Source organism: Flavobacteriales bacterium, from assembly GCA_016716605.1.
GTDB lineage: Bacteria > Bacteroidota > Bacteroidia > Flavobacteriales_F > PHOS-HE28 > PHOS-HE28.
Map to the genome: position 1 here is coordinate 761,037 of JADJWA010000001.1, position 22,287 is coordinate 783,323.

The 22,287-nt window shown below is 62.5% G+C and carries 18 protein-coding genes and 1 tRNA gene; 4 read left to right on the forward strand and 15 right to left on the reverse strand.

Annotated elements, in window-relative coordinates:
- Nucleotides 1-3: 3 nt before the first annotated feature.
- Nucleotides 4-1,092 (reverse strand): aminoglycoside phosphotransferase family protein, encoded by a 1,089-nt coding sequence (locus IPM12_03020; protein ID MBK9146775.1) that lies wholly within the window; start codon nt 1,090-1,092, stop codon nt 4-6.
- Complete coding sequence (locus tag IPM12_03025; GenBank protein ID MBK9146776.1) at nt 1,089-1,874, reverse strand: NTP transferase domain-containing protein; 786 nt, start codon at nt 1,872-1,874, stop codon at nt 1,089-1,091. Before IPM12_03025 ends, IPM12_03020 begins: the two co-directional genes overlap by 4 nt.
- Before the next feature lie 69 nt (nt 1,875-1,943).
- Between IPM12_03025 and IPM12_03030 the strand changes: the two genes are divergently transcribed.
- Nucleotides 1,944-3,737, forward strand: coding sequence for a hypothetical protein (locus IPM12_03030; GenBank protein ID MBK9146777.1), 1,794 nt, complete (start codon nt 1,944-1,946; stop codon nt 3,735-3,737).
- Nucleotides 3,738-3,793: 56 nt separating this feature from the next.
- Here the strand turns inward: IPM12_03030 and IPM12_03035 are convergent.
- Nucleotides 3,794-3,866 (reverse strand) — tRNA-Ile (locus IPM12_03035).
- A 128-nt stretch (nt 3,867-3,994) separates the two neighbouring features.
- Here IPM12_03035 and IPM12_03040 point away from each other — a divergent pair.
- Entirely contained in the window at nt 3,995-4,726 is a 732-nt protein-coding gene (locus IPM12_03040; GenBank protein MBK9146778.1) for a hypothetical protein, read from the forward strand.
- Nucleotides 4,723-5,355, forward strand: coding sequence for an HAD family phosphatase (locus IPM12_03045; GenBank protein MBK9146779.1), 633 nt, complete (start codon nt 4,723-4,725; stop codon nt 5,353-5,355). The genes IPM12_03040 and IPM12_03045 overlap by 4 nt, the downstream gene beginning before the upstream one ends.
- Here the strand turns inward: IPM12_03045 and mce are convergent.
- From mce to IPM12_03085, 8 genes are all read right to left on the reverse strand, one after another.
- Nucleotides 5,348-5,758, reverse strand: coding sequence for a methylmalonyl-CoA epimerase (gene mce, locus IPM12_03050; protein ID MBK9146780.1), 411 nt, complete (start codon nt 5,756-5,758; stop codon nt 5,348-5,350). The genes IPM12_03045 and mce overlap by 8 nt on opposite strands.
- 66 nt (nt 5,759-5,824) lie before the next feature.
- Entirely contained in the window at nt 5,825-6,613 is a 789-nt protein-coding gene (locus IPM12_03055) for a hypothetical protein (GenBank protein MBK9146781.1), read from the reverse strand.
- Between the two features lie 108 nt (nt 6,614-6,721).
- A complete protein-coding gene (locus tag IPM12_03060) occupies nt 6,722-7,327 on the reverse strand; it encodes a DUF1684 domain-containing protein (protein ID MBK9146782.1) in 606 nt (201 codons plus the stop codon).
- On the reverse strand, nt 7,327-7,839 hold the full coding sequence (locus tag IPM12_03065) for a hypothetical protein (protein ID MBK9146783.1): 513 nt from the start codon (nt 7,837-7,839) through the stop codon (nt 7,327-7,329). The genes IPM12_03060 and IPM12_03065 overlap by 1 nt, the downstream gene beginning before the upstream one ends.
- Before the next feature lie 25 nt (nt 7,840-7,864).
- Nucleotides 7,865-10,270, reverse strand: a complete 2,406-nt coding sequence (locus IPM12_03070; protein MBK9146784.1) for a hypothetical protein — start codon at nt 10,268-10,270, stop codon at nt 7,865-7,867.
- A 39-nt stretch (nt 10,271-10,309) separates the two neighbouring features.
- Nucleotides 10,310-16,408 carry a hypothetical protein gene (locus IPM12_03075; GenBank protein ID MBK9146785.1) on the reverse strand — a complete coding sequence of 2,033 codons (6,099 nt, stop codon included), beginning with the start codon at nt 16,406-16,408 and terminating at the stop codon, nt 10,310-10,312.
- Nucleotides 16,409-16,500: 92 nt separating this feature from the next.
- On the reverse strand, nt 16,501-17,529 hold the full coding sequence (locus tag IPM12_03080) for an FAD-binding oxidoreductase (GenBank protein ID MBK9146786.1): 1,029 nt from the start codon (nt 17,527-17,529) through the stop codon (nt 16,501-16,503).
- A 63-nt stretch (nt 17,530-17,592) separates the two neighbouring features.
- Nucleotides 17,593-17,769, reverse strand: a complete 177-nt coding sequence (locus IPM12_03085) for a response regulator (GenBank protein ID MBK9146787.1) — start codon at nt 17,767-17,769, stop codon at nt 17,593-17,595.
- Between the two features lie 383 nt (nt 17,770-18,152).
- On the opposite strand from IPM12_03085, the gene IPM12_03090 reads away from it, so the two are divergent.
- Nucleotides 18,153-18,779: a hypothetical protein gene (locus tag IPM12_03090; protein ID MBK9146788.1), complete on the forward strand. Its 627-nt coding sequence runs from the start codon at nt 18,153-18,155 to the stop codon at nt 18,777-18,779.
- Between the two features lie 31 nt (nt 18,780-18,810).
- On the opposite strand, the gene IPM12_03095 is transcribed toward IPM12_03090, so the two are convergent.
- From IPM12_03095 to IPM12_03110, 4 genes are all read right to left on the reverse strand, one after another.
- The gene (locus IPM12_03095; protein ID MBK9146789.1) at nt 18,811-19,170 is read right to left on the reverse strand and encodes a response regulator transcription factor; all 360 of its coding nucleotides are present in this window, start codon (nt 19,168-19,170) and stop codon (nt 18,811-18,813) included.
- 89 nt (nt 19,171-19,259) lie between these two features.
- A complete protein-coding gene (gene rseP / locus IPM12_03100; protein ID MBK9146790.1) occupies nt 19,260-20,597 on the reverse strand; it encodes an RIP metalloprotease RseP in 1,338 nt (445 codons plus the stop codon).
- Nucleotides 20,585-21,748, reverse strand: a complete 1,164-nt coding sequence (locus IPM12_03105) for a 1-deoxy-D-xylulose-5-phosphate reductoisomerase (protein MBK9146791.1) — start codon at nt 21,746-21,748, stop codon at nt 20,585-20,587. The genes rseP and IPM12_03105 overlap by 13 nt, the downstream gene beginning before the upstream one ends.
- Before the next feature lie 85 nt (nt 21,749-21,833).
- Nucleotides 21,834-22,220, reverse strand: coding sequence for a glutaredoxin (locus IPM12_03110; GenBank protein MBK9146792.1), 387 nt, complete (start codon nt 22,218-22,220; stop codon nt 21,834-21,836).
- Nucleotides 22,221-22,287 lie beyond the last annotated feature (67 nt).

The window sequence follows — 22,287 nt, forward strand, 5'->3', positions numbered from 1 at the left end:
GGCTCAGGCGACGAGGTGCCGGATCCGATCATTCAACGGCCGCTGCAAAGCCATGTAGCGCTTGAGCAAGTGCATCTGGTTGAGCGCTCGATCGAGGTTGTGTCCTTCGCGATCGATCCGGTAATAGAGGTCACCGTGCAGGTAGTCCGTGAGGAAGCGGATGCCTTGCTCATAGATCAGCATCTGGCCGCACCAGTGCACCAATGAGCGCTCGCTCAGGCTCATCAGCGGCGCCATCTCCGTGAAATAACCCTCCACCAGCTTCTCGAATACTTCGTCATTGACTTCCGTATGCTCGGGGTTGGGATCATCCTCCGCAGCTGGTGAGATGAAGGTGCGGATCATGTCGCCCAGATCGAAGAGCGCTTTGCCCGGCATGAGCGTATCAAGGTCCACCACGCATACCGCCTCACCCGTGTCCTTGTCGAAGAGCACGTTGTTCACCTTGGTGTCGTTGTGCGTGATCCGCGTGCGCACCTCGGGGTCCATCATGGTCACCTTGAACTCATCGACGATGCCGGCATTGCTCAGGAAGTGGTTGATGGCCTCGCGCGCGCGGTCCTTGCGCTCAATGGACGCATTCCGCACCGCGCCCTGGAACACCTCGAACCGTGCGCCGAGGTCATGGAATTCAGGTATGATGACCTTGAACGCCCCCACGTACACGCCTTCGAGGTTCCGGGTGAGCCTGCCGAACTGCTGTGCCGCGCCATAGGCCTGCTGGGGCGAAACGGCTCCATCGAAGCTCACCGTGTTCGGGAAGAAGGGGAACACGCGCCATGCGCCGATCTCCGGGCTCATGAAGAGGTCGCGGCCATCGGTGGCGCGCAGCCCGCGCATGAAGCGGTACTCCGGATGATGGTTGCGCAGGTGCTCGGCCGCCAGGTAGTTGTTGTAGGCGATGAGCTGTGGCTGCCTGAACACGGTGGTATTCACCTGCTGCAGGATCCAATGGTCGCTGCCATGCCGGTTGCGCAGCAGGTAGGTCTGGTTGATCAGGCCCTTTCCGAATGGCGCGCAATCGTGACCGTTCAGCTCAATGCCGAAGGCGGCGCAGATGGTGCCGAGCACCGAAGGCCGATTCTCGCTCATGCGTCTTGGGCCAGGGTCCGCCGCACAAGGTCGGCATCGGCGGCGAAGGTGAGGCCATGCCAGGCATCGGGCGTTCGCAGCACACGGAATGCTTGGCCAGCCTCCAAGGCGCGCTGCACAGCCTGGGGCAAACCCGTCTCGGTCGCTGGCCCGGGCGCCCTGCCATTGTTCATCTCCTCAAGCAGGGTACCGAAACGTTCACGGAATACCCACAGATTCATGCTCACAGGCATTTCCGATCTCCTCGTGCGCCCGTTCTCATCTCGGATCTCGCCATCGGTATCGCGCCAGAGCCCGATCACTTCTTCGATGCCGACCAACCGGTCGTCCTCGTTCCTGCAAGCCGCGCGATTCACCGGCCCGCTCGGGGAAAGCGTACGGCCCAGATCGAAGGCTACCAATGCATGCTCTTCCGCGAGGCCATCGCGCGCATGCTCCATGGCGATGCGCATCGACTCACGCCCATAGAGGTCATCGGCGTTCGCCACGACGCAGGTCCCTGCGGTGCGCATCATGCCCACCATGGCCGCATGGCCGGTGCCCAGCGGCTCGGCCTGCACCACGACCTTCACGAGCGTGTTGCTGCGGTAACGTTCCCGGGCCATGTCGGCATGGCTGGGCCGTACCACGATCCACGCCCCTTCGCAGCCGAAGGCGAATGCATTGCGAAGTGTGATGTCTAGCACCGCTTCGCCCTTGGGTCCTACCGGCTCCCATTGCTTGGGCCTGCCGAAGCGCGTGCTGCTGCCGGCGGCGAGGATCACGAGTGAGGCGGTGCGCATGCGGTGATCGGCGGGTGGACGGTGCGAAGATCCGGCGATCGCCATCTTCACGGCCCCTATGGGAATTGCATGCGCAAGCTCACCCCTTCACTGATTGTCGTGCTGGCTGTCGTTGCGCTGAATGCGGCCATCAGCGTGCGCGGCCTCTGGCCCGGAACTGCGGCCGGTCTTGCCGATGCCGTGGTGCGCAGCGATGTGAAAGGGTACTACGGCTACCTGCAGGCGCTATTCATCCGCAAGGACCTCGGGCGCGAGCAGCCCGTGTGGGAATATGTTCGGCACACGCCCACCGGCACATTGAACAAGTACTACTGCGGCACTGCGGTGATGATGGCTCCTTGGTTCCTCATCGGGCACGACATCGCCTTGGGTGATCCGAAGGCTCCTCGTGATGGCTTGAGCGTGCATGAGATGCGGGCCATCAGCATCGGGGCCTGGTGCTATCTGCTCATCGGCCTCCTGGCCATTCGCGCTCTGCTCCGGCGCATGGCATTCGCCGAGGGCACCGTCGCGTGGGTCCTTATCGCCATCGGCTTCGGCACTCAGCTCATGCAGTACAGCGCGCTGCAGCCGGGCTGGTCGCATGTGTACTCCTTCAGCGCGGTGAGCCTCTTCCTGCTCACCGCCCATCGTTTCGCAACGGCCCGATCGGTCCGGTGGCTCGTAGCGGCTGCAGCATTGCTGGGGCTCATCGTCCTCATCCGCCCGGTGAACGGATTGGTGCTGCTCGCATTGCCTGTTGTATTGGGCGATGCCTGGCAGGATGCGTTGAGGCGTGCGGTCCAGCATCCGCTGATCCTCGTGATCGCCGTTATCGCCTGCGGAGCGGTGGTCTCCATTCAGCCCTTGCTCTGGTACGCGCAGATCGGCAAGTGGTACGCGTACGGCTACACCGGAGAAGGCTTCCATTGGGACCGGCCCGAAGCGCTGAAGGTGCTATTCGGCTTCCGTCGCGGCCTCTTCCTGTGGACGCCCGTGCTTCTGCTCGCCCTGTTCGGCATGGGGTGGCTGCTGCTGAAGGACCGGGCTCGTGGCATCGGCATGCTGCTCTATTGGGCCGCGAACCTCTATGTGATCAGCGCTTGGTGGATCTGGTACTATGGCAGCGGCTTCGGCAGTCGCGTGTTCGTGGATCATTATCCCGTGCTCGCCATGCCGATGGCCTTCGTGCTGCAGGCGGCGACCAAGCGCGGGCTGCTCTTCGCCCGAGGATTCATCGCACTCTGCTGCGCGCTGCTGCTCTTCCAGATGTGGCAGTACAGCGCGGGCATCTTGCATCCGGAGAGCATGGACCGCGTGAAGTACGCGTACGCCTTTCTCCGGTGGGACGACAGCTATCGCCATGCGCTCGGCGGCAATTACCAAGAACCGCCCTTCAGCCCGAATGGCATGAGCGTGGTGCTCGAGGAGAGCTGCGACTTCGAGCATGCCTGCGCGCATTGGGGCGGCGGTGCCATACGGAGCCGGCACGATGCCTACAGCGGGGGGAACGCCGCTGTTTTCGATGGAAGCGATGAGTACGGCCTGCAGTTCGAGGCGGGCACGGATGAATTACCAGCCGGACGCGCCCTCTACCTCGAAGTGGGGCTTCAGCGCCGCGAGGAGCGCAGCCTCGACGCTCACGCTCTGCTCGGCGTCACCGATGTGCGCAAGCCCGATGGCTCCGTGGCCTACTACGAACCCTTCCCCTTCAACCCGATGCCTGCGAAGCCCGGCACTTGGGAGCAGATCGAGTATCGCATCCCGGTGCCGCCTTTGGAAGAAGGCGACCGCCTCAAGTTCTACTTCTGGGACAAGGACCGCCGCTCGCGCGTGCTGATCGACGACGTGTTCGTGCGCGTGAACGCGGTCAATCCCTACTGAAAGCGCGTTGCGCCGTACGTTGCCCGCCTTCGCACTTCACGCTTCGGCGGGCGCTGTGGGCCTGGCAGGATTTGAACCTGCGACCAAGGGATTATGAGTCCCCTGCTCTGACCGCTGAGCTACAGGCCCGGTCATGCACCGCGCAGCATTGAAAAAAGGCCGCTGCGATGTCGGGCGCCAAATGTACCCGTGTGCTTCTTTGCCGTGTGATCCGGAAGAACCGCACGACGGGCGCCGCCCTCGATTCCCCGCCGCGCATGAAACGCCGGCGCCTGAGCTGGCGCAAGGTTGGTCTGGTGCTGCTGGTTCCCGCTGCGCTGATCGTATTGCTCGTGCGCGCGGGCGGAAAGGAAGCCGTGCCGCCCGCGACCGCAGCGAAGGCTCCGCGGGCCGCCATGAGCTGCTCGGAGTACCCGTACAAGCATTACAGCCCCAAGCTCAACGCGAAACTGCCTGCATACAAGCAATCGTCGGCGAAGGCGGGCATCAAGCCCTTGAAAGATGATGCCGACCTAAGCAGAGCGCTCGCTGCAGGTTCCGTGAACCTCATCCGCATTGAAAGCGACGAGCGCATCTGGGTGGCGCCCATGGATCACGGCTCGCCCTACCTCACGGCCAATGCCGCCGCCACGCTTCACGCCATCGCCAAGGACTTCAAAGCCCGCATCGCCGACACGGACCTGGCCGATGCGCGCATCCGGGTGACCAGCTTGCTGCGCACCAAGGATGATCAGCGCAAGCTCGGCCGCGGGAACATGAACGCCACGCGCGACGAAATGGCCCCGCACACGCATGGCACCAGCATGGACCTCTCCTACATGCGATTCGTTGATCAGCAAGGCGGAATGCTCTATCTGCAAGCGTGCCAGCAGGTTTACCTGGCCGAGACGCTCGCCGAAGTGATCGCCGAGCACGCGACACGCGACAAGCGGATCCACGCCACCAAGGAGAAGCAGCAGGCGTGCTACCACATCAGCGTGTGCCGGTGATCATCGACACCCTGATCCTTGACCTCGGCGGCGTGCTCATCGATGTGGACTACCATGCCACCGGGCTTCATTTCGGGTCACTCGGCATCACAGGCTTTGACGCGCTCTACTCCAAGGCTAGGCAGAGCGACCTCTTCGACCGATTCGAGACCGGTAATCTCTCACCCCAAGGGTTCCGCGATGAAGTGCGCGCACTGCTCAGCGCGGCGCTGGCCGACACGGACATCGATGCCGGCTGGAACGCCATGCTCGGCTCGATCCCCCCGGAGCGAATCGACTTGGTGAACGAGCTGAAGCAACGCTACCAGCTGCTGCTGCTCAGCAACACCAACGCCATCCATGTGCCAGCCTTCGAGGCCATCATCGCGCGCAATCTCGGCATCCGAGATTTCCGGTCGCTCTTCCACGGCGCCTACTATAGCTGCGAGCTGGGTATGCGCAAGCCGAATGCGGACATCTTCCAGCACGTGCTGGAGCAGCATGGCGCCGATCCCGGACGAGCGCTCTTCATCGACGACAGCATCCAGCATATCATCGGCGCGCGCCATGCCGGGCTGAATGCCGAGCACCTCGAGCTTGGGAAAGAGGATGTGATCGGGATGGTGATGCGACTAGGGCTGCTCACTTGATCTCCTGGCACAGCTCCACCAGCACCCCGCCCGCGCTCTTCGGATGGATAAAGCAGACCAGCTTATTGTCGGCCCCGCGCTTGGGCTCTTCGTTCAGCAAAGCGAAGCCCTCAGCCTTCAAGCGCGCCATCTCGGCCCGGATGTCGGCCACCTCAAAGGCGATGTGGTGGATGCCCTCGCCGCGCTTCTCAATGGCCTTCGCGATGGGCCCATCGGGCCGTGTGCTCTCCAACAGCTCGATCTTGTTCAGACCCGCCTTGAAGAACGATGTGATCACGCCCTCGCTCTCCACTTCCTCGCGCTTGTAGGGCGCTTCGCCGAGCAATTTGGTGTAGAGCGCCTCGGCGCCATTCAGGTCCTTGACGGCGATGCCGATGTGCTCGATGCGGATCAGGTGGTCCATGAGACAATGATAGAACCACGAAGCCCTCCGTTGTGGGAGGGCTTCGAAAGTCTATTGAACGAAGGCTCAGCGCTTCAGGAAGCTCTCGCCTAGCTTGTTGTCGTAGTTCAGGTAGTAGAGGTCCTTTTTCAGGCCGGTGATGTCGATGCGCGAGGCATAGCCGCGCTTCACGATGTTGCCGTACTGATCATAGATCTCATAAAGCGTGTTGGCGCTGAAAACAATCTCCTCCTTCGGTTTGGGCGGGCCCCAGGTCACTGGCTGCACGCTGGGGTCGGTGAACTTCACGGCCTCACTGTAACGCGACTTGCGGGTGAGGTCCACTTGGCGGACGCGGAAGGTGTTCTCTCCGCTGTGCGGGGTCACCTTGAAGCTGTACGTGTTCTCGCCGGGCTTGCCCACGCCGGGCACCTCGCCCACCTTCACCCACTTGTTCCAGCGCTTCTGCTCGATGATGAAGGGCAGCTCACCGGTCTCATTGGAGGTGGTGAAGCTGTAGGTGCCATCACTGGCGATGCTCTGCTTCACGATATCGAAGGTGCTCTTGGGCTTCAGCACCTCCGGGTTGAGGATCACCGGCGTGCAGCCGTCCTTGTGGCGGATCTTCACCACGATCGCATCGCCGAGGTTCAGGCCGAAATTCTTCAGGTCGAGCTCGAAGGCACTGGAGTTGATCTCATCGGTGGCGATCTGGTCGTTCACCGTGACCTCGAACACGCAGAAGCCCACCCCGGCCTCGGAGAAGGGATTCTGGATGAAGAGGTTCTTGCCTTGGTAATTGCCCTCAACGACGATGGTGCCCGCGAGGGCCGGTGCCGCGATCAAGGAAGCCAGAAGAGCGTAGTGAAAGCGCATGGTTCGGTGGGTGCTTCGGCTGGCGAAGATAGGCGCGGGATCATACCGCCGCTGCCGAAGGGGCGGTGTTTACGGCACCGGAGCTTGGATGTTCCATTGGCCTGAGCCTCAGTGCACGAAGGCCTTCGCACCGGCTTCGACCCTCAGCTCGAGGTGGTTCTCGGCCGGCGGAATGGGGCAGGAATAGCGGCCGCCATACGCGCAGTAAGGATTGTAGGCCCGGTTGAAATCCAACTCAACCTGTTTCTTGAGCGGGCCTTGCAGGTCGAGATAGCGGCCGCCGCCATAGGTCTCCTCGCCATTGGTGAGGTCGGTGAACGGAACAAAGAGATGATCGGCGTAACCCGGTTTCTTGCTCAGGTCGATGTTCCGATACACGGTGAGGCGCACTTTCCTGCCGGCTGCGGCAAAGCGCAATTGCCCAATGGCTTCGTACTGCGGCACCCGGTCGGTGGTGGTCTTCATGCCGAAGGGCTTCCCCTTCTTCGGCCTGAACGCTGCTATCACCTTGAAGCGGGCATCAGGGGCGAAGCGTTCCAATTCCGTGAACGCCTGCCGGTCCTTGGGCAATAGCGGCGAATGAGCGGAATCGCTGTACGCGGCGTTGATGCGCGACCAATAGGCCGAAAGGCTGTCAAGCCACGCTGCCTCAACGCCTTGGGCCACCATGCGTGAGGAGGCCAAGAGCGCGAACGCGAGGAGGGGGCCGCGCATCACACAGGCTGCTTCACCCGCACGGAGCCCATCATGCGGGCCGCATCGGCTTCGCTGAAACGGCCACGGTCATCGTCCTGCACGATGAAGGTGCGTCCATCCGCCTCAACGATCCGGTAGAAGTGGACGAATACGATGTCCTCATCGGGGAAGGCCGAGCGCCAGATGATGCGGTCCGGCTGCTCCTCAACGATGCTGTTGGTGCGCAGCTGATCGCGGTCCAGGTCGGCCTTCATCCGCGCGAGATCACCGGGCTCCTCGGTGATGAGGATGCTGAAGCGGTCGCCGGCCTGCACGCTGAGGTGGCCGAACTCCTCATTCCAGCGCACCGTTGGACTATCGACCCCGAGGGTGGCGGCATCGCCAAGTTCGAGGCTGAATGGGACGTCGAAACCGGAGAGGTCCAGAGCTAGTGAGGCGGGTGGAATCAGCGCAGCGCCTTGGTCCTCAGCTGGGGGGGCGCCGCAAGCTGCCAACAGCACGGCGAGCAGAAGGCATGGCAATGACCGCATGGTGCGAAAGTATGCCGCGCCTGTTTCACGACCATGCCGACAAGGGGCGGCGGGCCACGCGCCTTCGCCGCGTGGCGAACAAGAACGGGAGTGCGGCCAAGGCTGCGCAAGCCGCACCGCCTGCTGCCCATGCGATGCGCGATTCGAGCAAGGGGACATCGACGCTGATGGTCACCTGCAACTCCTGCTGGGTCCAGTAGCCATTGGCGTCCCGGGCCTTCACCTGCAGCCGGTGATCCCCGGCAGGCAATCGATCGAGGCGGATGTATGGCTCTTCCTGGTAGGCCCATTCGCCGCTCAGGCCATGGATGCGCCATGCGTAGGTGATTCGTCCGCTCCCCTCAAAGGAGAGCAGCGCGAACCCGATGCGCACGCTGCGCTGCCGGGCGTTCAGCCGCATCTCGCGCTCCGCACGGACCCCTTGATCCGCATCAACATAGGTGGCCTGTTCGGCATCGTAGTGCTGGAGGCTGGTGAGCACCAACGGGAATCGTGCCTCACCATCCGCGATCCGGAATTCGGCCGGGCGGAATCCAGTTATGCCATTGAGCCCACCGAAGAACAGGCGGCCATCCGGCGCCTGCGCATGAGCCAATCGATTGAACTCGTCGCTGGTGAGCCCATCGTCAGCGGTGAAGACCGTTGACTGCCTGCTCTGCTTATCGAATCGCACGATGCCGCCGTCAGTGGGCAACCAGAGCTGCTTGAGCTCATCTTCGTACGCGGCGTACACCATGTTATTCGGGAAGCCGTTGCGCATGGCGAATTGCTGGTGCGCGCCGGTGCGGGGGTCAAAGCGAATCAGACCCGCTCCCCGCGTGCTGAGCCAGAGCAGTCCTTCACGGTCCGTGTAGGCGTGATGCAGGTCGTCGAACGGCAGGCGGTCCTTCCCACTGGAGCCTGCCCAAAGGCGCTGCAGCACACGGCCCGTGGCATCGAGGCGGTAGATGCCCTTGGAGCCCACAGCTTCGATCCGGCCATCGGCCATGCGGCGCAGTTGCAGGATGTGCGCATGATCGAGCTCAGGATACGCAGCGTCCTGGACCTTCACAATGGTTGATCTACGCGGATCAAGCCGCCAAAGCCCTTTCAGGCCTCCCAAGAACACGGCATCACCTTCCAAGCGAAGCAGGCTCCAGATGTTGTCATCAACAGGCATGCTCCGCACGGGATCGCCTGGCTTGTTCCATTCAACGGTCCCGCGACCGCCGCGCCACACGATGCCGTCCTCGCTCACGTGCAATCCGAAGAGGTAGGGCGACCCTTCCATGGGTGCGCTGGTGCCGTCCGTGGGATCGATGCTGAAGGCTCCGTGCCATTCGGAAGCCATATACAAGCGCCCATCGTGCCAGTTCATTCCCCGGCACAGCACGCCAACACCGCCTACAGCCTCCCGATCATGCACCATACGCGTGAAACGGTCGCCGCGTATATCGATCCGGAAGAGCCCGAATTCGGTTCCCAGCCACGGGTCGCCTGCGCGATCGACCCAGCAGGCCTTCACCCGCTGCTTCACTTCGGGGTAGCGGCTCGTGAGGTCGAACAGCTCGGCTCCGCTCCCATCCAGGATGCGCGCATCAAGCACCTGCATCTCATGCGCCAGCAGCGGCGTGACGTTCAACGGACGGTGCACGGGGTCAACGCCGACGCTACGTGCCGCTGGCAATGGCAGGCCCATCGACGACACTTCGGAATAGGTGTCGTAGTACAAGACGGACCCATCGCCTGCCACGCACCGGTATTGCGCTCCGACGCCTGTGCGCCCGGTGACCAGCGCTTCGACCTTGGTGCCCGCCGGCAGCTTGAAGGCCGTGTGAACGCTTCCGTCAGCGCCGATGCGCACGATGCTCTGCTCGCTGCCGCTGATGAGACACCCGATCACATGACCTGCACGGTCGTGCCCCAACGGGTCGAATCGGTCGCCGCTGAGGCGGTGGACAAGGAAGCGCGTGCCATCGAAACGTATGCATTGCGCCGGCCCGGCGGCGCCGAGCACGATCACTTCATCGTCGCGCTGAGGCGCGATCCGCTTGATGGTTGAAGGGTCGAAGGGCAATGGTCCATACCGATCCGTGAGGGGCATCATGCGGCAGTGGGCCGGATCGAGCACATCAATGGAGATGACATCTTCATCGTCGTCGGTGGCGATGGCCCAAATCCGGCCTTGCGCATCGCGGCGCAATTGATCCACGCGACCCTGGCTCAGGCCATCGGCTACGCTCCAGTTCCGGAATCCGTGGCCATCGAATCGGTCAAGGCCGCTCACTGTGCCCGCGAAAATGAAGCCCACACGGTCCTGCACCAGCGAGAGGACATGCCGGTTACTGAGGCCATGCTCCGGCCCGTAGCGGCTCACCACGAAGCGCGGGTCCTGGGCTGCATGGAGCAACTGGGCCGCAATGGCAGAGGGAAGCGCAAGGCGCCGGAGCATAGCGGCGCTTCTACGGCAGCACGGACTTGCGGTTTCGCGCTATTCGCCCACTTTCAGCCGCAGCCCTTCGCTATGCGAGCTGAACTCCGGCGCGTACATGCACATGGCCGTGGTGATGCCGTTGCTGAATTCGCCCGCGTGCGTCACCTTCAGCTCGTACTCGAACACGTAGGTGCCGGGCGCCACGCGATCGAAGAAGAAGTGCATGGCCGCATCGCGGATGCTGCGGTAGTAGCCAAGGCCGCTATTCCATTCGTAGCCGCTGAGCGCATCAACGGGCTCAAGACCGGCAGCACGCAGGTCCTTTAGGTGGATGTAGTCGAGCCAGCGATCGGTGCGCAGCTCCACGCGCACGGTTAGGCGGTCGCCGGGCTTCAGCGCGCGGCCCTTGTCCAACTCGACCAAGCGCGCGCCCGCATCGGTCTGCTCCCGCAGCATCACATTCCTCCTCAGGTTGAAGGGCGACTCATGCGCCTTCACCTTGTCCATCAGCTCGAAGTACTGCCAGTGCATCGCGCCCCATTGCACGCCGTCGCTCGTGGTGGTCACGGTCACGCGGCCCATCGCGGCCTTCACGTCCTCGCCCCTCCAGCTGCGCTCGAAGTAGCCCGTGCCGGCTTCGCTCTTCGCGGGCTTCACCTCTTCATTGCCCACCATGATCACGGGCAGCGACTTCGGCTCCAGCCAATCATCGCCGGTGAGCAGCAGCGCATAGCAGGCATCGGCCGTGGCCTTGGTGGTCTTCCAGTCGGTGGTCTGCTTGAGTTTCAGCAGGTATTGGCGCAGCGCGTTCACCTTCTGCCTGTCGCGCGCAACGAGCTCAAAGGCCTCGATCATCAGCGCGTGCATCTCGGTGGGGAATTCGTTCCAGCGGTAGCCCGCGCGGAAGTCCTTCCAGTGCATACCCAGCTCCTCGCTCATGGTGGCGCGTTGAGCGAGCGAAGTGGTGATCAGCTGCGAGTCCTCTTCATCGACCATGCGGTGCAGGATGATCGCGATCATCGCTTGCTCCTGCAAACCGTAGCGCAGCCAGTTACGGTGCGCGCGCTCCAGCATGAACTCCGCCACGCTGCCCTTCTTGCGTTCCAGCGCATGCTGCGGGAAACAACTGCGCGCGTAGAGGTAGTGGATGTCTTCCGCCGAAGGATCTGGTAAACTGTCGGCTTTGGTGTCTCGCAGACGGCGCTTGTGCTCGCGCTCCACTTCCTGGTCGAGCCAGTCGATGGCGCGTTTGATCATGCGGCGTGCATCGGTGTCGGGGTCCAGTTCCAGCGCGTCGAGCTGCTGCAAGTGCCCGAATCCCGCCACGATGTGCTGCGTGATGTAGCGCGAGGGCAACATGCCGCTCCACCAGCCCCAACCGCCTTGCGGTAACTGCATCTCGCCGAGCTTCTTCAGCGAAGCGGCATCCTCGTTCGCCATGCGGTGCAGGTCGAAGAAGAGCGCGACGCGGCGCTTGCGCTCACCTTCATCCTTGGCGTTGAGCAGCCAGGGCGTCTCTTCGAGGACGATGCCCTTGAGTTCCGGGGTCTTCTCGAGGTTGCTCAAGAACGCTTGTTCATTGCCCGCCGCGCCCTTGCTCCACGCCTCGAACACCTTCTTCACTTGCGGACGCTGCTTCACGATGTGCGTGGCGAGGTGATTGGCGTAATAGCGGCTGAAGACCTGCTCCGCGCATTCGTGCGGGAACTCCATGAGGTAGGGCAGCGCCTGCACGGCGTACCATGCAGGGTTGGGCGTGTACTCCAATTTCAAACTCTGATGCCGCAATGTCGACGACTTCGCATTCATAAGATTCTTCAGCTCGAAAGTCTTCGTGCCAGCCTTCGTCACGGCGATGGGCAGGCTCTCGGTAAAGAGCACGCGATCGGTGAGGATGGGCAGCGGACGCTCTTCGCCATCGCTGAGTGATCCCGCTGTTGCAGTGATGCGCACGGCAACCGCATCCAATTTCTCCGGAACCGCTATGCTCCACGAAACCACCGCGCTGCTGCCGGGCGCTGCGGTGAATGCGCGCTCGGACTTCTTGAGGTCAAAAAGCTCATTCACGGACTTGTTCGTGATCGGATCGAAGAGCTCGAGGCGCGCGTTGCCATTGAGCGTGCCGCCTTCAATCACATTCACCTTGGCGGTGAGCGTGATACGGTCGCCTTGGCGCAGGAAGCGCGGCAGGTTGGGCACCACCATCAAGGGCTTCTGGGTGATGGTGCTGCGCGTGAACTGTGCGGTCTTCAGGTCCGTGGTGTGCGCCAGGCCCATGAAGTTCCAGCGCGTGAGCGCATCGGGCATGGTGAAGCGAAGCACTACGCTACCGTCGCGGTCGGTAAGCAGATCGGGGAAGAAGAAGGCGGTCTCGCGGAAATCGGTACGGAGGGGGGAAGGAGCGGAGGCGAGCCGAGCGCCTTCCATCTCATCCTCATTGATCACATCTTCCAGTTCTGCCCCGGCCTTTTCGGTGACTGTCATCGCAAAAGCGCGATCCATTCCAGAATTACCATCATCGCCATTGGCAACAACTCCGGGAACGACTTGAAGGTACGTCGCGAGATCCGCTTCTCCACGAACATCCGGCAAGCGTTCAATCGCATCCACTGATAACCCTCGACCACGGAACCGAAAGCCGTAATTCCAGAAATCAGAATAGAGTGTAGGATAGTTCCGCGTGCTGTCCGCTACACCACTGTACGCCCTCGCCATCTTCCTCGAACTCGCTACTCCAAATGGCAGCGCACGGCCCCAAGCCATGCGCCCCTGATTCGAGCCCCACACATTCATCCACCACTCCGGCATCGCGAAGTGATCGAGCGAGGCATCATACATCGATGCCAGCACCTGCGCCGCCACCTGCTCCTTCTTCGGCCCGGTGATCTTCAGGCGCCATTCCTCCTTCGCGCCGGGCAGCAGCTTGTCTCGGAAGCTCATCCATTCCACGTTGAGTTGCTTGTTGGTCCAAGGCACTTCGATGCGCCGCGACTCAACGTGCTGGCGACCACGCTCCACGCACACGAAATGCACCGAGAAGCCGCCGCGATCATCTTCCAGGACCGGCAGCTCCACGCGCTGCTGGCCGCGCTTCAACTGGAACGGACGCACCACGGCGATGCGCCCTTCGCGCTCCACTTCCATGAGCACACGGCATTCGGGCAGCGATGAACTCAGCAGCAGCACGGCCCTCTCGCCCGGTTCGCAGCGCTCCTTCAGCACTTGCACATGGAAGGCCTCGTTCTCGAAGCCCGTGTTCTGGATATCGGGATCGAAAAGCGTGAACACCTTGCTCGCCTTCACCAGTTGTCCTGAAGGATCGCGCGCTTCCATCTCGATCCGGTAGGTGCCCACTTCCCAGTCTCGGATGCCGCGCAGCGCTGTACGCTTGCCCAGCGCCTTGATTGAATCGCCACGCATCACTTCCGTGCCACGCGCCCAGGTCTCGGGGTCGCGCTCGTTGTCGTACTGGTCGTGCGGGAAGCGACGAGCGAATTCCTCCTTCACCATCACGAAACGGTCAGGACGGTCCCAGACGCGCTCACGCTTCACGCCGCCTGCGGGCATCGTGAGCCTGGAGACGCGCAGGTTGAAGGGTGTGGGCTGCTCCTGCCCGTTGAGATTCACCACGCGGATGAGCGCGCTGTCGGCGGTGCTGCGGTCGATGGCGCTGTTGATGCCCAGCTCCAGGTCGATGCTGCGGTAGCCCACTACGAGCGATGTGCTGGCGTCGTGCGTTTCGCCTGTGATGTCGGTGACGGAAGCGTTCACCACATAATTGAAGCTCGGATCGGCGCCTCGCGGGAATGCGCGATCGGCCTCGGCCTTGAACCTCACGATGAACTTGCCCTGCGCATCGCAGGTGGCCTCGCCGCTGGCAACCTCGGTGCTTCGGCCCCATGGCAATCCGCCCCATCGCCAGCCGCACCACCACGGCATCATGGCGCTGCGCGAGACAGTGTACTTCACCATAGCGCCATCGAGCGGTGCGCCTGCGTAGCTCTTCGCCACACCGGTGACCGTTGCCTCTTCACCAAGCTTCGGCGTAGCGCTCACGGGGTCGAAGACGACCTCGAAGGTGGGCCGCTTGTACTCTTCCACGCGAATGCCCTTCTCGCCATCATCGGCCTCTAGCGTCCAGTAGCCCGTGAGCCTTCCCAGTGGAATCGTGAAGCGCCCGTTAAATGCTCCGAAACGATCAGTAGTCACGGTCAGGGTGTCCACCTCCTCGCCATTGGCGTCGTTCAACCAAACCTCGGTCTCGTAGTCGGGCAGCGCCTCGGTGCGCTTGCCTCGCTTCACGGTGACGATGCCCTTGAAGCGAATCTCCTGCCCCGGCCGATAGATAGCGCGGTCGGTGAAGAGGAAGGTCCGGACGCTGTCCGGATCACCGTAAGGTCGATCGTAGGAGTAATGATTGCTGCTCGCGACCCGATCACCCCCGATGCTCGCGATGAAGGTGAGCGTGCCGCGCTGCTCACCAAGCGTGAACTGCACCGCTCCAGCTTCACCGGTCATGGCGCTGCCCACTTGCCTGGTGGTCCGTTGTCCGCCATCCCATCCGGTGAGCATGGCCTTCACTTCCGCACCCGGGATTGGCTTGCCGGTATCCCGGTTCAACACCAGTACATCGTGCGTGCTGCCTTCGCCTCGGTGCACGAGCGACAATCCGGTCACCTTCACCTCGCACCAGCTGATCACATCAGATCCGGGCGCGAATGACGCTTCATTCGAAATGATGATCGCGTATCGCCCCAGCGGAAAGGCATCGATGGCGATCTCCGCTGCATGCTCGTGGAAGTCGCCGTCATCGGGCAGTTCGATGCTCCACTCCTTGATGGGCATCTGTTTCAGCAGCCAGCTGTGACGATCCGGTTCGTAGCGGCCATCGTTCTCATCGCGCTCAGGATCGCTCACGATGCGCAGCCAAGCCTTGGTGCTGTTGCGGTACTTCACCAGCGCGAGGAACTCCCTGCCGGGCGGCACTGCTTGCTCCGATGCGATGCTCAACGCCGGCTGCTGCACGCGTGAGAGCATCGCTGCCGCATTGCGCGCGCCGAAGGTGTTCGGCCATTTGGCGATCGCAGCCTTACACAACTCGATCGCGGTGCGCCGCTCCCACTTCCAATCTTCGCCGCGCAAACGATCGTACTTGCTTGATTGCCCATCGTGCCAGCGCGCCATGGCCACCATCACCTCCGCTTCGCAGGCGTCCCCGGGCAGTCGCGAGCGCAGCATCTCCAAGGCGCCGAGGTAGAGGCTGTCCTTCTCGGGCAGCGCGCTGCGCTCCCGCACGTACGCGAGGCGTTGCATCGCCGCGTCCACGTACGCATCGAGCTTGTCGGCGTTGATGTGCGAACGCTCCAATTGCTGGTGGATGCGCAGCGCCTGGAGCTCCCACGAGGTGCTGTCGCGATGAGTGAGCGGCCGGAAGATGAAGGGCTCGAAGAGGCTGAAGTGCGCGGTGTCGTCGAGGGTGAAGCGCCAAGCCGGTTCCGTAAGACGCGTCTCGGTATTGCTGAAGATGCGCAAGGCGCGGTGGGCGAGCACATCGTAGATCGCGGGGCGCAGGTAATAGGCACCGGAATCGCCGGTGAGCAGCTCGCGCAACTCGCCCACGGGGATCCGGCGCAGCGTGTCGAAGGGCTCTGTGGAAGCGCGCGCCTCACGGATCACGCGCTCCATGAAACGGCCCTGCGTCCAGGTCTCCGGGTTGGCAGCATCGAAGGAGCCGTCGAGCTCGGTGCGCTCCATGATGTTCCAGCGGTCCTGCTGATAGCGCTGCCACCAGCGGTCCATGAGGGTGCTGTGCAGGAGTTGCGACAGCGGCGTGGGGGCTTGCGTAGCACGCGCATCCATCAGCGCGATGATGCTGTCGGGATCGGTGCCGATCATCTCTTGATAGGAAGCTCGTCGGATCCACGCGGTGAACTCCGAGCGCCAATCACCTTTGGCCTCCGCATCGTTCAGCAGTTCATCGGTGCGCTCCAAGGCCGATGCGTATAGCCCGATGCCCGCGAGTGAATCGATCACGGCCCAGCGAGGATCGGGGACAGGCCTGGAGGCGATGGGCTTCTTGCTTCGGCAGGCGACGACCACAGTGAGCAGCAAGAACGGCAGGATCAAGCGTGAAATGCGGATGGCGTGATGGCGCATGGGAGGTGAGAACGGCGCAAAGCTCAGGTTCGTGCGGAGAACACGGCACGCACGACCTGAAGATGCCTCAGCAACTGCGATCGCACATGCCGTCAGGCGAAGCGCTGCACGTCCACTTCCGGATCCAGCGGCTTGCCGTTGAGCAAGTGGTCGGCCAAGTGGGCCGCGCACCACGGTGCTAGCAGTCCTCCGCGCGCACCGAATCCGGAGAGCACCGCTTCATGCGGGCCTGTGCGGCCCATTATCGGCCGCCTGTCCTTGCTCGCAGGGCGCACGCCGGCCCAGTGATCCAGCACTTCGATCGGCCCGCTCCACAAGCGGTGAAGGCGGTCGAGCAGATGGCGCTTCCCTTCGTCCGTGGGGCCGCTCCACACATCATCCCACGCGAACGTGGACCCAACGCGATAGACATCGTCACCCATGGGCACGATGAATGCGCCGCGATGCGCCATGCAATTCAGACCCAGGCCGGGCAGCCGCACAGTGAGTCCTTCGCCGCGCACGGGTACCAGTCCGGGCACGGTGTTGAACGGCCCACCGCAATGCACCAGCAACGGAGCGCTGCGCCCGAGGACCTCAATGCCATCGGCCTTGCGGATGATGTCCGATTCAAGGATGATCCGTTCCTCCAAGGCGCCGCTGGCGATCAAGCGCTCACGGTGGTCGGCCATCATGGCCTGCAGATTCAACCATGCGCAGCGCAGCACGACACCATAGCCGTATGGATGGGGCAGCTTCTCCAGGCTCGCATCGCTCAGGGGCGCGCTCGACAGCATGTGCTTGTGCTCCGCATCGCGCATGCGCAATTGCCAGATGGCCGCTTCCTGCGCCGTTGGGAAGATCTCCACGAAGGGCAGGGGCTTCCAGTAGTCCGCCTCTTGATCGAGCTCGAGCTCCCGGTAATACGCTCCCGCGACGGCCAGCATCTCCGATGCGCGCCAACTCGGCAAGGTGCGGCGGAGAACGATGGGATTCACTACGCCTGCTGCCACATGCGATGCGCTGCCAACTTGCCTTGCATCGAAGACCCTGATACTCAAGCCACGCGATGCGAGGGTCTCGCTGAGCACGGTGCCCGCCAGGCCTTGGCCGATGATGATAGCATCGTGGGTGAAGGGCATGCGCGAAGGTCGCGCAAGACGATCGAGCTACGCCGTCATCAGCATCCTCTCAATCAGCTCCTCTTAGTCGTAGGGTTTCTGCACCAGGTCGTTGGCGCCAGCGCCGCGCAAGGTGGCGTACAGGTGCGGTAGCTCGTAGGGCGTCACCACGAGGAAGGGCATCACCACGCCTTGCACGCGGATCTGCTCCACCAGCGTAAGGCCATCGGCGCCCGGCGAGCTCAAGTCGAGCAGGATCATGTCAGCGGGGCGCTCAGCTAGCGTTGAATCCAAGTTGCTACTATTCCCGCAGTGTTTCCATCGGACCGCAATCGCTTCCCCATGACCATGCCACCGCCGGGTCTGTCTGCGATCGCGAGCTTTGCGAAGCGATGACGGATGACCCTGTGGCATCGGAGCATGCGCACCTTGGCAAAACCTGCTACCTTTTGATGACAGTGCCGCAGGGTCCGGCCGCCACGCACAGGCCCGCACACGCCGAGACCTGCGGGGGCCTCGTGAGGGCTACATTCGCCGAAGACCTTGCAGGGGTGAAAATGAGGCCCTTGTGCATTTTAGCTCTGTGTTTGGGGCCATTGCTGGGCTTGGGCCAAAGCAGGATGGCTTCGCATTGGCATGTAAACGTGAATGCCGCAGCACTTTGGAATACGGTACATGGTGATCGTCATGTCGGTGTTCCTCAAATCACGCCTCAAACTCGACCAAACGATCGCGCCTTCTTCCTGTCGCGCAGTTCAGCTGTGAACTCACTCTCCTGTGCCTCCGGCCTAGGATTGGAACGTCGCCTCTTCAAGAATCTCTGGTTGATGGTGGGCCTGGACTATGCGATCAGGAAGGAAGTATTCCGTTTTGACCCCGACACCCTGGCCGCATATCCCCCGTCGTTGCCAGCGCCAGACGGCTTGCAATACAGCCGAGTCGTACTGGAGAGCCACCATCTCGAACTGCCGCTGCTGGTCAACTTGAAGCTGAACCACTGGATGATCTGCGCAGGCCTGAGTGTGTCGGAATCGTTTCGGAGTCGAGGCACTGCGCTGGGATTGGACGATACTACGATTGAGCTCTACGACAGTGGCCACCGGAATAGCATTCTCAAGGACACGATAATGTCCAGGCTCTTGGTGGGCTATGAGGGTTTTGGCAATTCAAATCGATTCAGGGCGGTATTGGGCTCCGAGTTTCGGCGCAACGATGGGGGCAAACGCCGTTGGGTGGATCTAAGGTTCGGCCTTTCCGTTCGCGTCCTTTGAAGTATCGCAGGCGACGCCTAGGCTCACTTCCTCACGCCGCCATCAGCCTCCGCATCCTCTCAATCAGCTCCTCTTGGTCATAGGGCTTCTGCACCAGGTCGTTGGCGCCAACGCCGCGCACGGTGGCGTGAAGGTGCGGCAGCTCGTACGCCGTGAGCACGAGGATGGGCGCGGAAATGCCTTGCGCGCGCAGCTGCTCAACAAGGCTGAGCCCATCGGCGCCGGGCAAGCCGAGGTCGATGAGGATGAGGTCTGCAGGATGCTCAGCGAAGCGCTCAAGCAGCTGGCTGCCATCGCGCAGGGCGGTCACCTCCCAGCCTGCCAGCTGCAAGCGCTTCTCCAGCAGCTTGCGCACCAGGGCATCGTCCTCGATCAGCAACACGTGCGGCATGGCCGCTCATACGGCATCGAGGTGCATGATGTTCATGAGACCCGGGATAGCCTCCTTCGTCGGCTTCCGGGGTGATGCTCCACGAGGGGCTAGTTGAAAATGGCCTTCAACAGGTCGTTGCCGTTGGCGAAGAGGATGAGGCCGAGCAGCAGCACCATGCCGATCATCTGCGCCACTTCGAGCACGCGCTGGTGGGGCGGCCGGCCGGTGGCCATCTCATAGAGCAGGAAGACCACATGTCCGCCATCGAGCGCGGGGATGGGCAGGATGTTCATGAAGGCGAGGATGATGCTGAGGAAGGCGGTCATGCTCCAGAAGACCTGCCAATCCCACGTGGGGCTAAAGAGCCCGCCGATGGCGCCGAAGCCGCCGATCTGCTCTGCGCCCGATTTGCTGAAGAGGAACTTGAGCGAGCTCACATAGCCGCCAAGCGTCTCGATGCCGCTGCTGATGCCTGCCGGGATGGACCGCACGAATGAGAAATCCTCGTGCACGGTGTTGAAGCCATGACCGCGCGCGACCAACGAATCGAAGGCCATGCTCTGCACCCCGATGGTGCCGCGCTTGTCCACCTGCACAACAGCAAGATCGCGCGCGCCACTGCGCTCGTAACCGATCACCGCGAAGTTGTCCTTGTGGTCGCGCACCTTCTTGCGGAAATCCTCGAAGTAGGGCGTTGACTCACCTTCCACCGAAACGATGCGATCACCGTTGCGCAAAGCACTGCGCGAAGCCCCAGCTCCGGCAATGATGCTGTCGATGAAGAAGGGGATGCGCACTTGCATCAAGGCCTTCTCGCCGCTGTCCACGGCCATTTGGCTGAAGCCCGTTGGCAGGGTGATGCGCACTTCCTCGCCATTGCGGTCGATCACCAGGTCGCGGGCGTCGTCGAGCATGATGGCTGCTTGCGCTTCGCCGATGGACTTCGGTGCCTTGCCATTCACGCTGATGATGCGATCGCCATCGCGCATGCCCTGCGCCTCGAGGGTCTTGCTCACATGCACGCCGTAGATCGCGTTCTCGTTCGGCAGGTAATCGCGGCCCCAAACCCAGAGGATGCCGATGTAGATGAGCATGCCCAGCAGCAGGTTCACGGTGACACCGCCCACCATGATGATGAGGCGCTGCCATGCGGGCTTGCTCCGGAACTCCCATGGCTCGGCGGGCTTGGCCATCTGCGCCTTGTCCATGCTCTCGTCCACCATGCCGCTGATCTTCACGTAGCCGCCGAAGGGGATCCAGCCGATGCCGAACTCAGTGTCGCCGATCTTCTTCTTCACCAGTGAGAACCACGGATCGAAGAAGAGGTAGAATTTCTCCACGCGGGTCTTGAACCAGCGCGCGGGCAGGTAGTGGCCCAGCTCGTGCAGCGTGACGAGGATGCTAAGGCTGAGGATGAGCTGTGCTCCTTTGATCAGGATCTCCATGCGGAAGGGACTCGCTCACGCGCCAGTCGCCGGGCTTCGGCGTCGCTGGCCATGAGGTCGGCAAGTTGCGGATCGGGGATGAATGGTATACGGGAGAGGCAATGCTCCACCACGTCGCTCATCTCCAGGAAGCCGATGGCGTCATTGAGGAAGAGCTCCACGGCCACTTCGTTAGCGGCATTGAGCACGCAAGGCGCGTTTCCGCCACGGTCCATGGCTTCGAGCGCGAGCGCGAGGTTGCGGAAGGTAGCGAGGTCGGGCTGCTCGAACGTCAGAGCGGGATACGCGGTGAAATCGAAGCGCGGCCAATCAGTTGGAAGCCGCTGCGGATACGAGAGCGCATATTGGATGGGCAGCTTCATGTCGGGCAGGCCCATCTGCGCCTTCATGCTGCCATCGCGGAATTGCACCACGCTGTGGATGATGCTTTGCGGATGAACCACGATCTCGATCTGCTCCTTTTTCAGGTTGAAGAGCCATTTCGCCTCGATGGCTTCCAGTCCCTTGTTCATCAGGCTCGCGCTGTCGATGGTGATCTTGGCGCCCATGTCCCAATTGGGATGCTTGAGCGCTTGCGCCTTGGTCACCGCGGCCAGCTCCTCGCGGCTCTTGCCACGGAACGGACCGCCGCTCGCGGTGAGCACGATCTTCTCGATGGGGTTCTCCCACTCGCCAGCGAGGCATTGGAAGATGGCGCTGTGCTCGCTGTCCACCGGATAGATGTTCACCGCCTTCTCACGCGCGGCCTTGGTGACTAGCGCTCCCGCCACCACGAGCGTCTCCTTGTTCGCGAGGGCGATATGCTTGCCTGCGTTGATCGCAGCGAGCGTGGGCTTCAATCCGGCGTAGCCGACCAAGGCCGTGAGCACGGTGTCTATGCCCTCCATGGCCACGCTCTGCTCCAGCGCTTCTGGACCCGCATACGCCTTGATCCCCTGCGGGAAGAGGGCATCCTTCACGCGCGGCAGTTGGGCCGCATCGCCGATCACCACCGCATTGGGCTTGAACTCCAACGCCTGCTCGATCAAGAGATCCACGCGGTTGCCGCAGGTGAGCAGCTCCACCTCGAAATGGGCCGACTGCTCGCGAACCACCTCCAAGGCCTGCGTGCCGATGGAGCCTGTGGATCCGAGGATGGCGATTCGTTTCATGTGCCCGGGGGCTCAGGTGCGCATGTGCCCATGAGCGCCGACCGGGGCGCGAAGATCGGTGTTGATGCCAAGGAGCCGAAAGCAGCTAGCTGGCCTTGCGCTGCGCTTCGTTGATCGTATTGATCAGAGAGGCCGGTTCGCAGAGCACGGCCTTATCGCCCTGCAAAGCAATGGGCGCCTTGAGCAGCCCCGGGTTGTGCGTGAGCACTTGCAGCCAGCCCTCACTATCGAGGTCGCGGCCGCGCAAATGTTCCTGATAATACGGATGAGCGCGGTTGAGCAGGTCCTTGGGCCGCAGGTTCAATTGCTTCAGCACCTGGCGCACGAAGGTGGTGCTCAGACTCACTTCGCTCACATCCTGCTTGTTCACCTTCGGTGCGAGCGTGTACGCATAGGCGAGCGCCTTGCGTCCTTCGGAGGTGCCGCTATCGTACACAAGCGTCAGTTCCTTGGTATTAAGGGTAGTGCTCATGGCCCTGGTGGGTTTGGTGCAGGGTGAAGATAGGGCGGGAACGCCGGAACCCATGCCGTGTTGCGCA

What these genes read in the sequence shown, in the direction of transcription:
- IPM12_03020 (MBK9146775.1), bottom strand. Translation starts at nt 1,092, where the DNA reads ATGAGCGAGAATCGGCCTTCGGTGCTCGGCACCATCTGCGCCGCCTTC.
- IPM12_03025 (MBK9146776.1), bottom strand. Translation starts at nt 1,874, where the DNA reads ATGCGCACCGCCTCACTCGTGATCCTCGCCGCCGGCAGCAGCACGCGC.
- IPM12_03030 (MBK9146777.1), top strand. Translation starts at nt 1,944, where the DNA reads ATGCGCAAGCTCACCCCTTCACTGATTGTCGTGCTGGCTGTCGTTGCG.
- IPM12_03040 (MBK9146778.1), top strand. Translation starts at nt 3,995, where the DNA reads ATGAAACGCCGGCGCCTGAGCTGGCGCAAGGTTGGTCTGGTGCTGCTG.
- mce (MBK9146780.1), bottom strand. Translation starts at nt 5,758, where the DNA reads ATGGACCACCTGATCCGCATCGAGCACATCGGCATCGCCGTCAAGGAC.
- IPM12_03055 (MBK9146781.1), bottom strand. Translation starts at nt 6,613, where the DNA reads ATGCGCTTTCACTACGCTCTTCTGGCTTCCTTGATCGCGGCACCGGCC.
- IPM12_03060 (MBK9146782.1), bottom strand. Translation starts at nt 7,327, where the DNA reads ATGCGCGGCCCCCTCCTCGCGTTCGCGCTCTTGGCCTCCTCACGCATG.
- IPM12_03065 (MBK9146783.1), bottom strand. Translation starts at nt 7,839, where the DNA reads ATGCGGTCATTGCCATGCCTTCTGCTCGCCGTGCTGTTGGCAGCTTGC.
- IPM12_03070 (MBK9146784.1), bottom strand. Translation starts at nt 10,270, where the DNA reads ATGCTCCGGCGCCTTGCGCTTCCCTCTGCCATTGCGGCCCAGTTGCTC.
- IPM12_03075 (MBK9146785.1), bottom strand. Translation starts at nt 16,408, where the DNA reads ATGCGCCATCACGCCATCCGCATTTCACGCTTGATCCTGCCGTTCTTG.
- IPM12_03080 (MBK9146786.1), bottom strand. Translation starts at nt 17,529, where the DNA reads ATGCCCTTCACCCACGATGCTATCATCATCGGCCAAGGCCTGGCGGGC.
- IPM12_03085 (MBK9146787.1), bottom strand. Translation starts at nt 17,769, where the DNA reads ATGATCCTGCTCGACTTGAGCTCGCCGGGCGCCGATGGCCTTACGCTG.
- IPM12_03095 (MBK9146789.1), bottom strand. Translation starts at nt 19,170, where the DNA reads ATGCCGCACGTGTTGCTGATCGAGGACGATGCCCTGGTGCGCAAGCTG.
- rseP (MBK9146790.1), bottom strand. Translation starts at nt 20,597, where the DNA reads ATGGAGATCCTGATCAAAGGAGCACAGCTCATCCTCAGCCTTAGCATC.
- IPM12_03105 (MBK9146791.1), bottom strand. Translation starts at nt 21,748, where the DNA reads ATGAAACGAATCGCCATCCTCGGATCCACAGGCTCCATCGGCACGCAG.
- IPM12_03110 (MBK9146792.1), bottom strand. Translation starts at nt 22,220, where the DNA reads ATGAGCACTACCCTTAATACCAAGGAACTGACGCTTGTGTACGATAGC.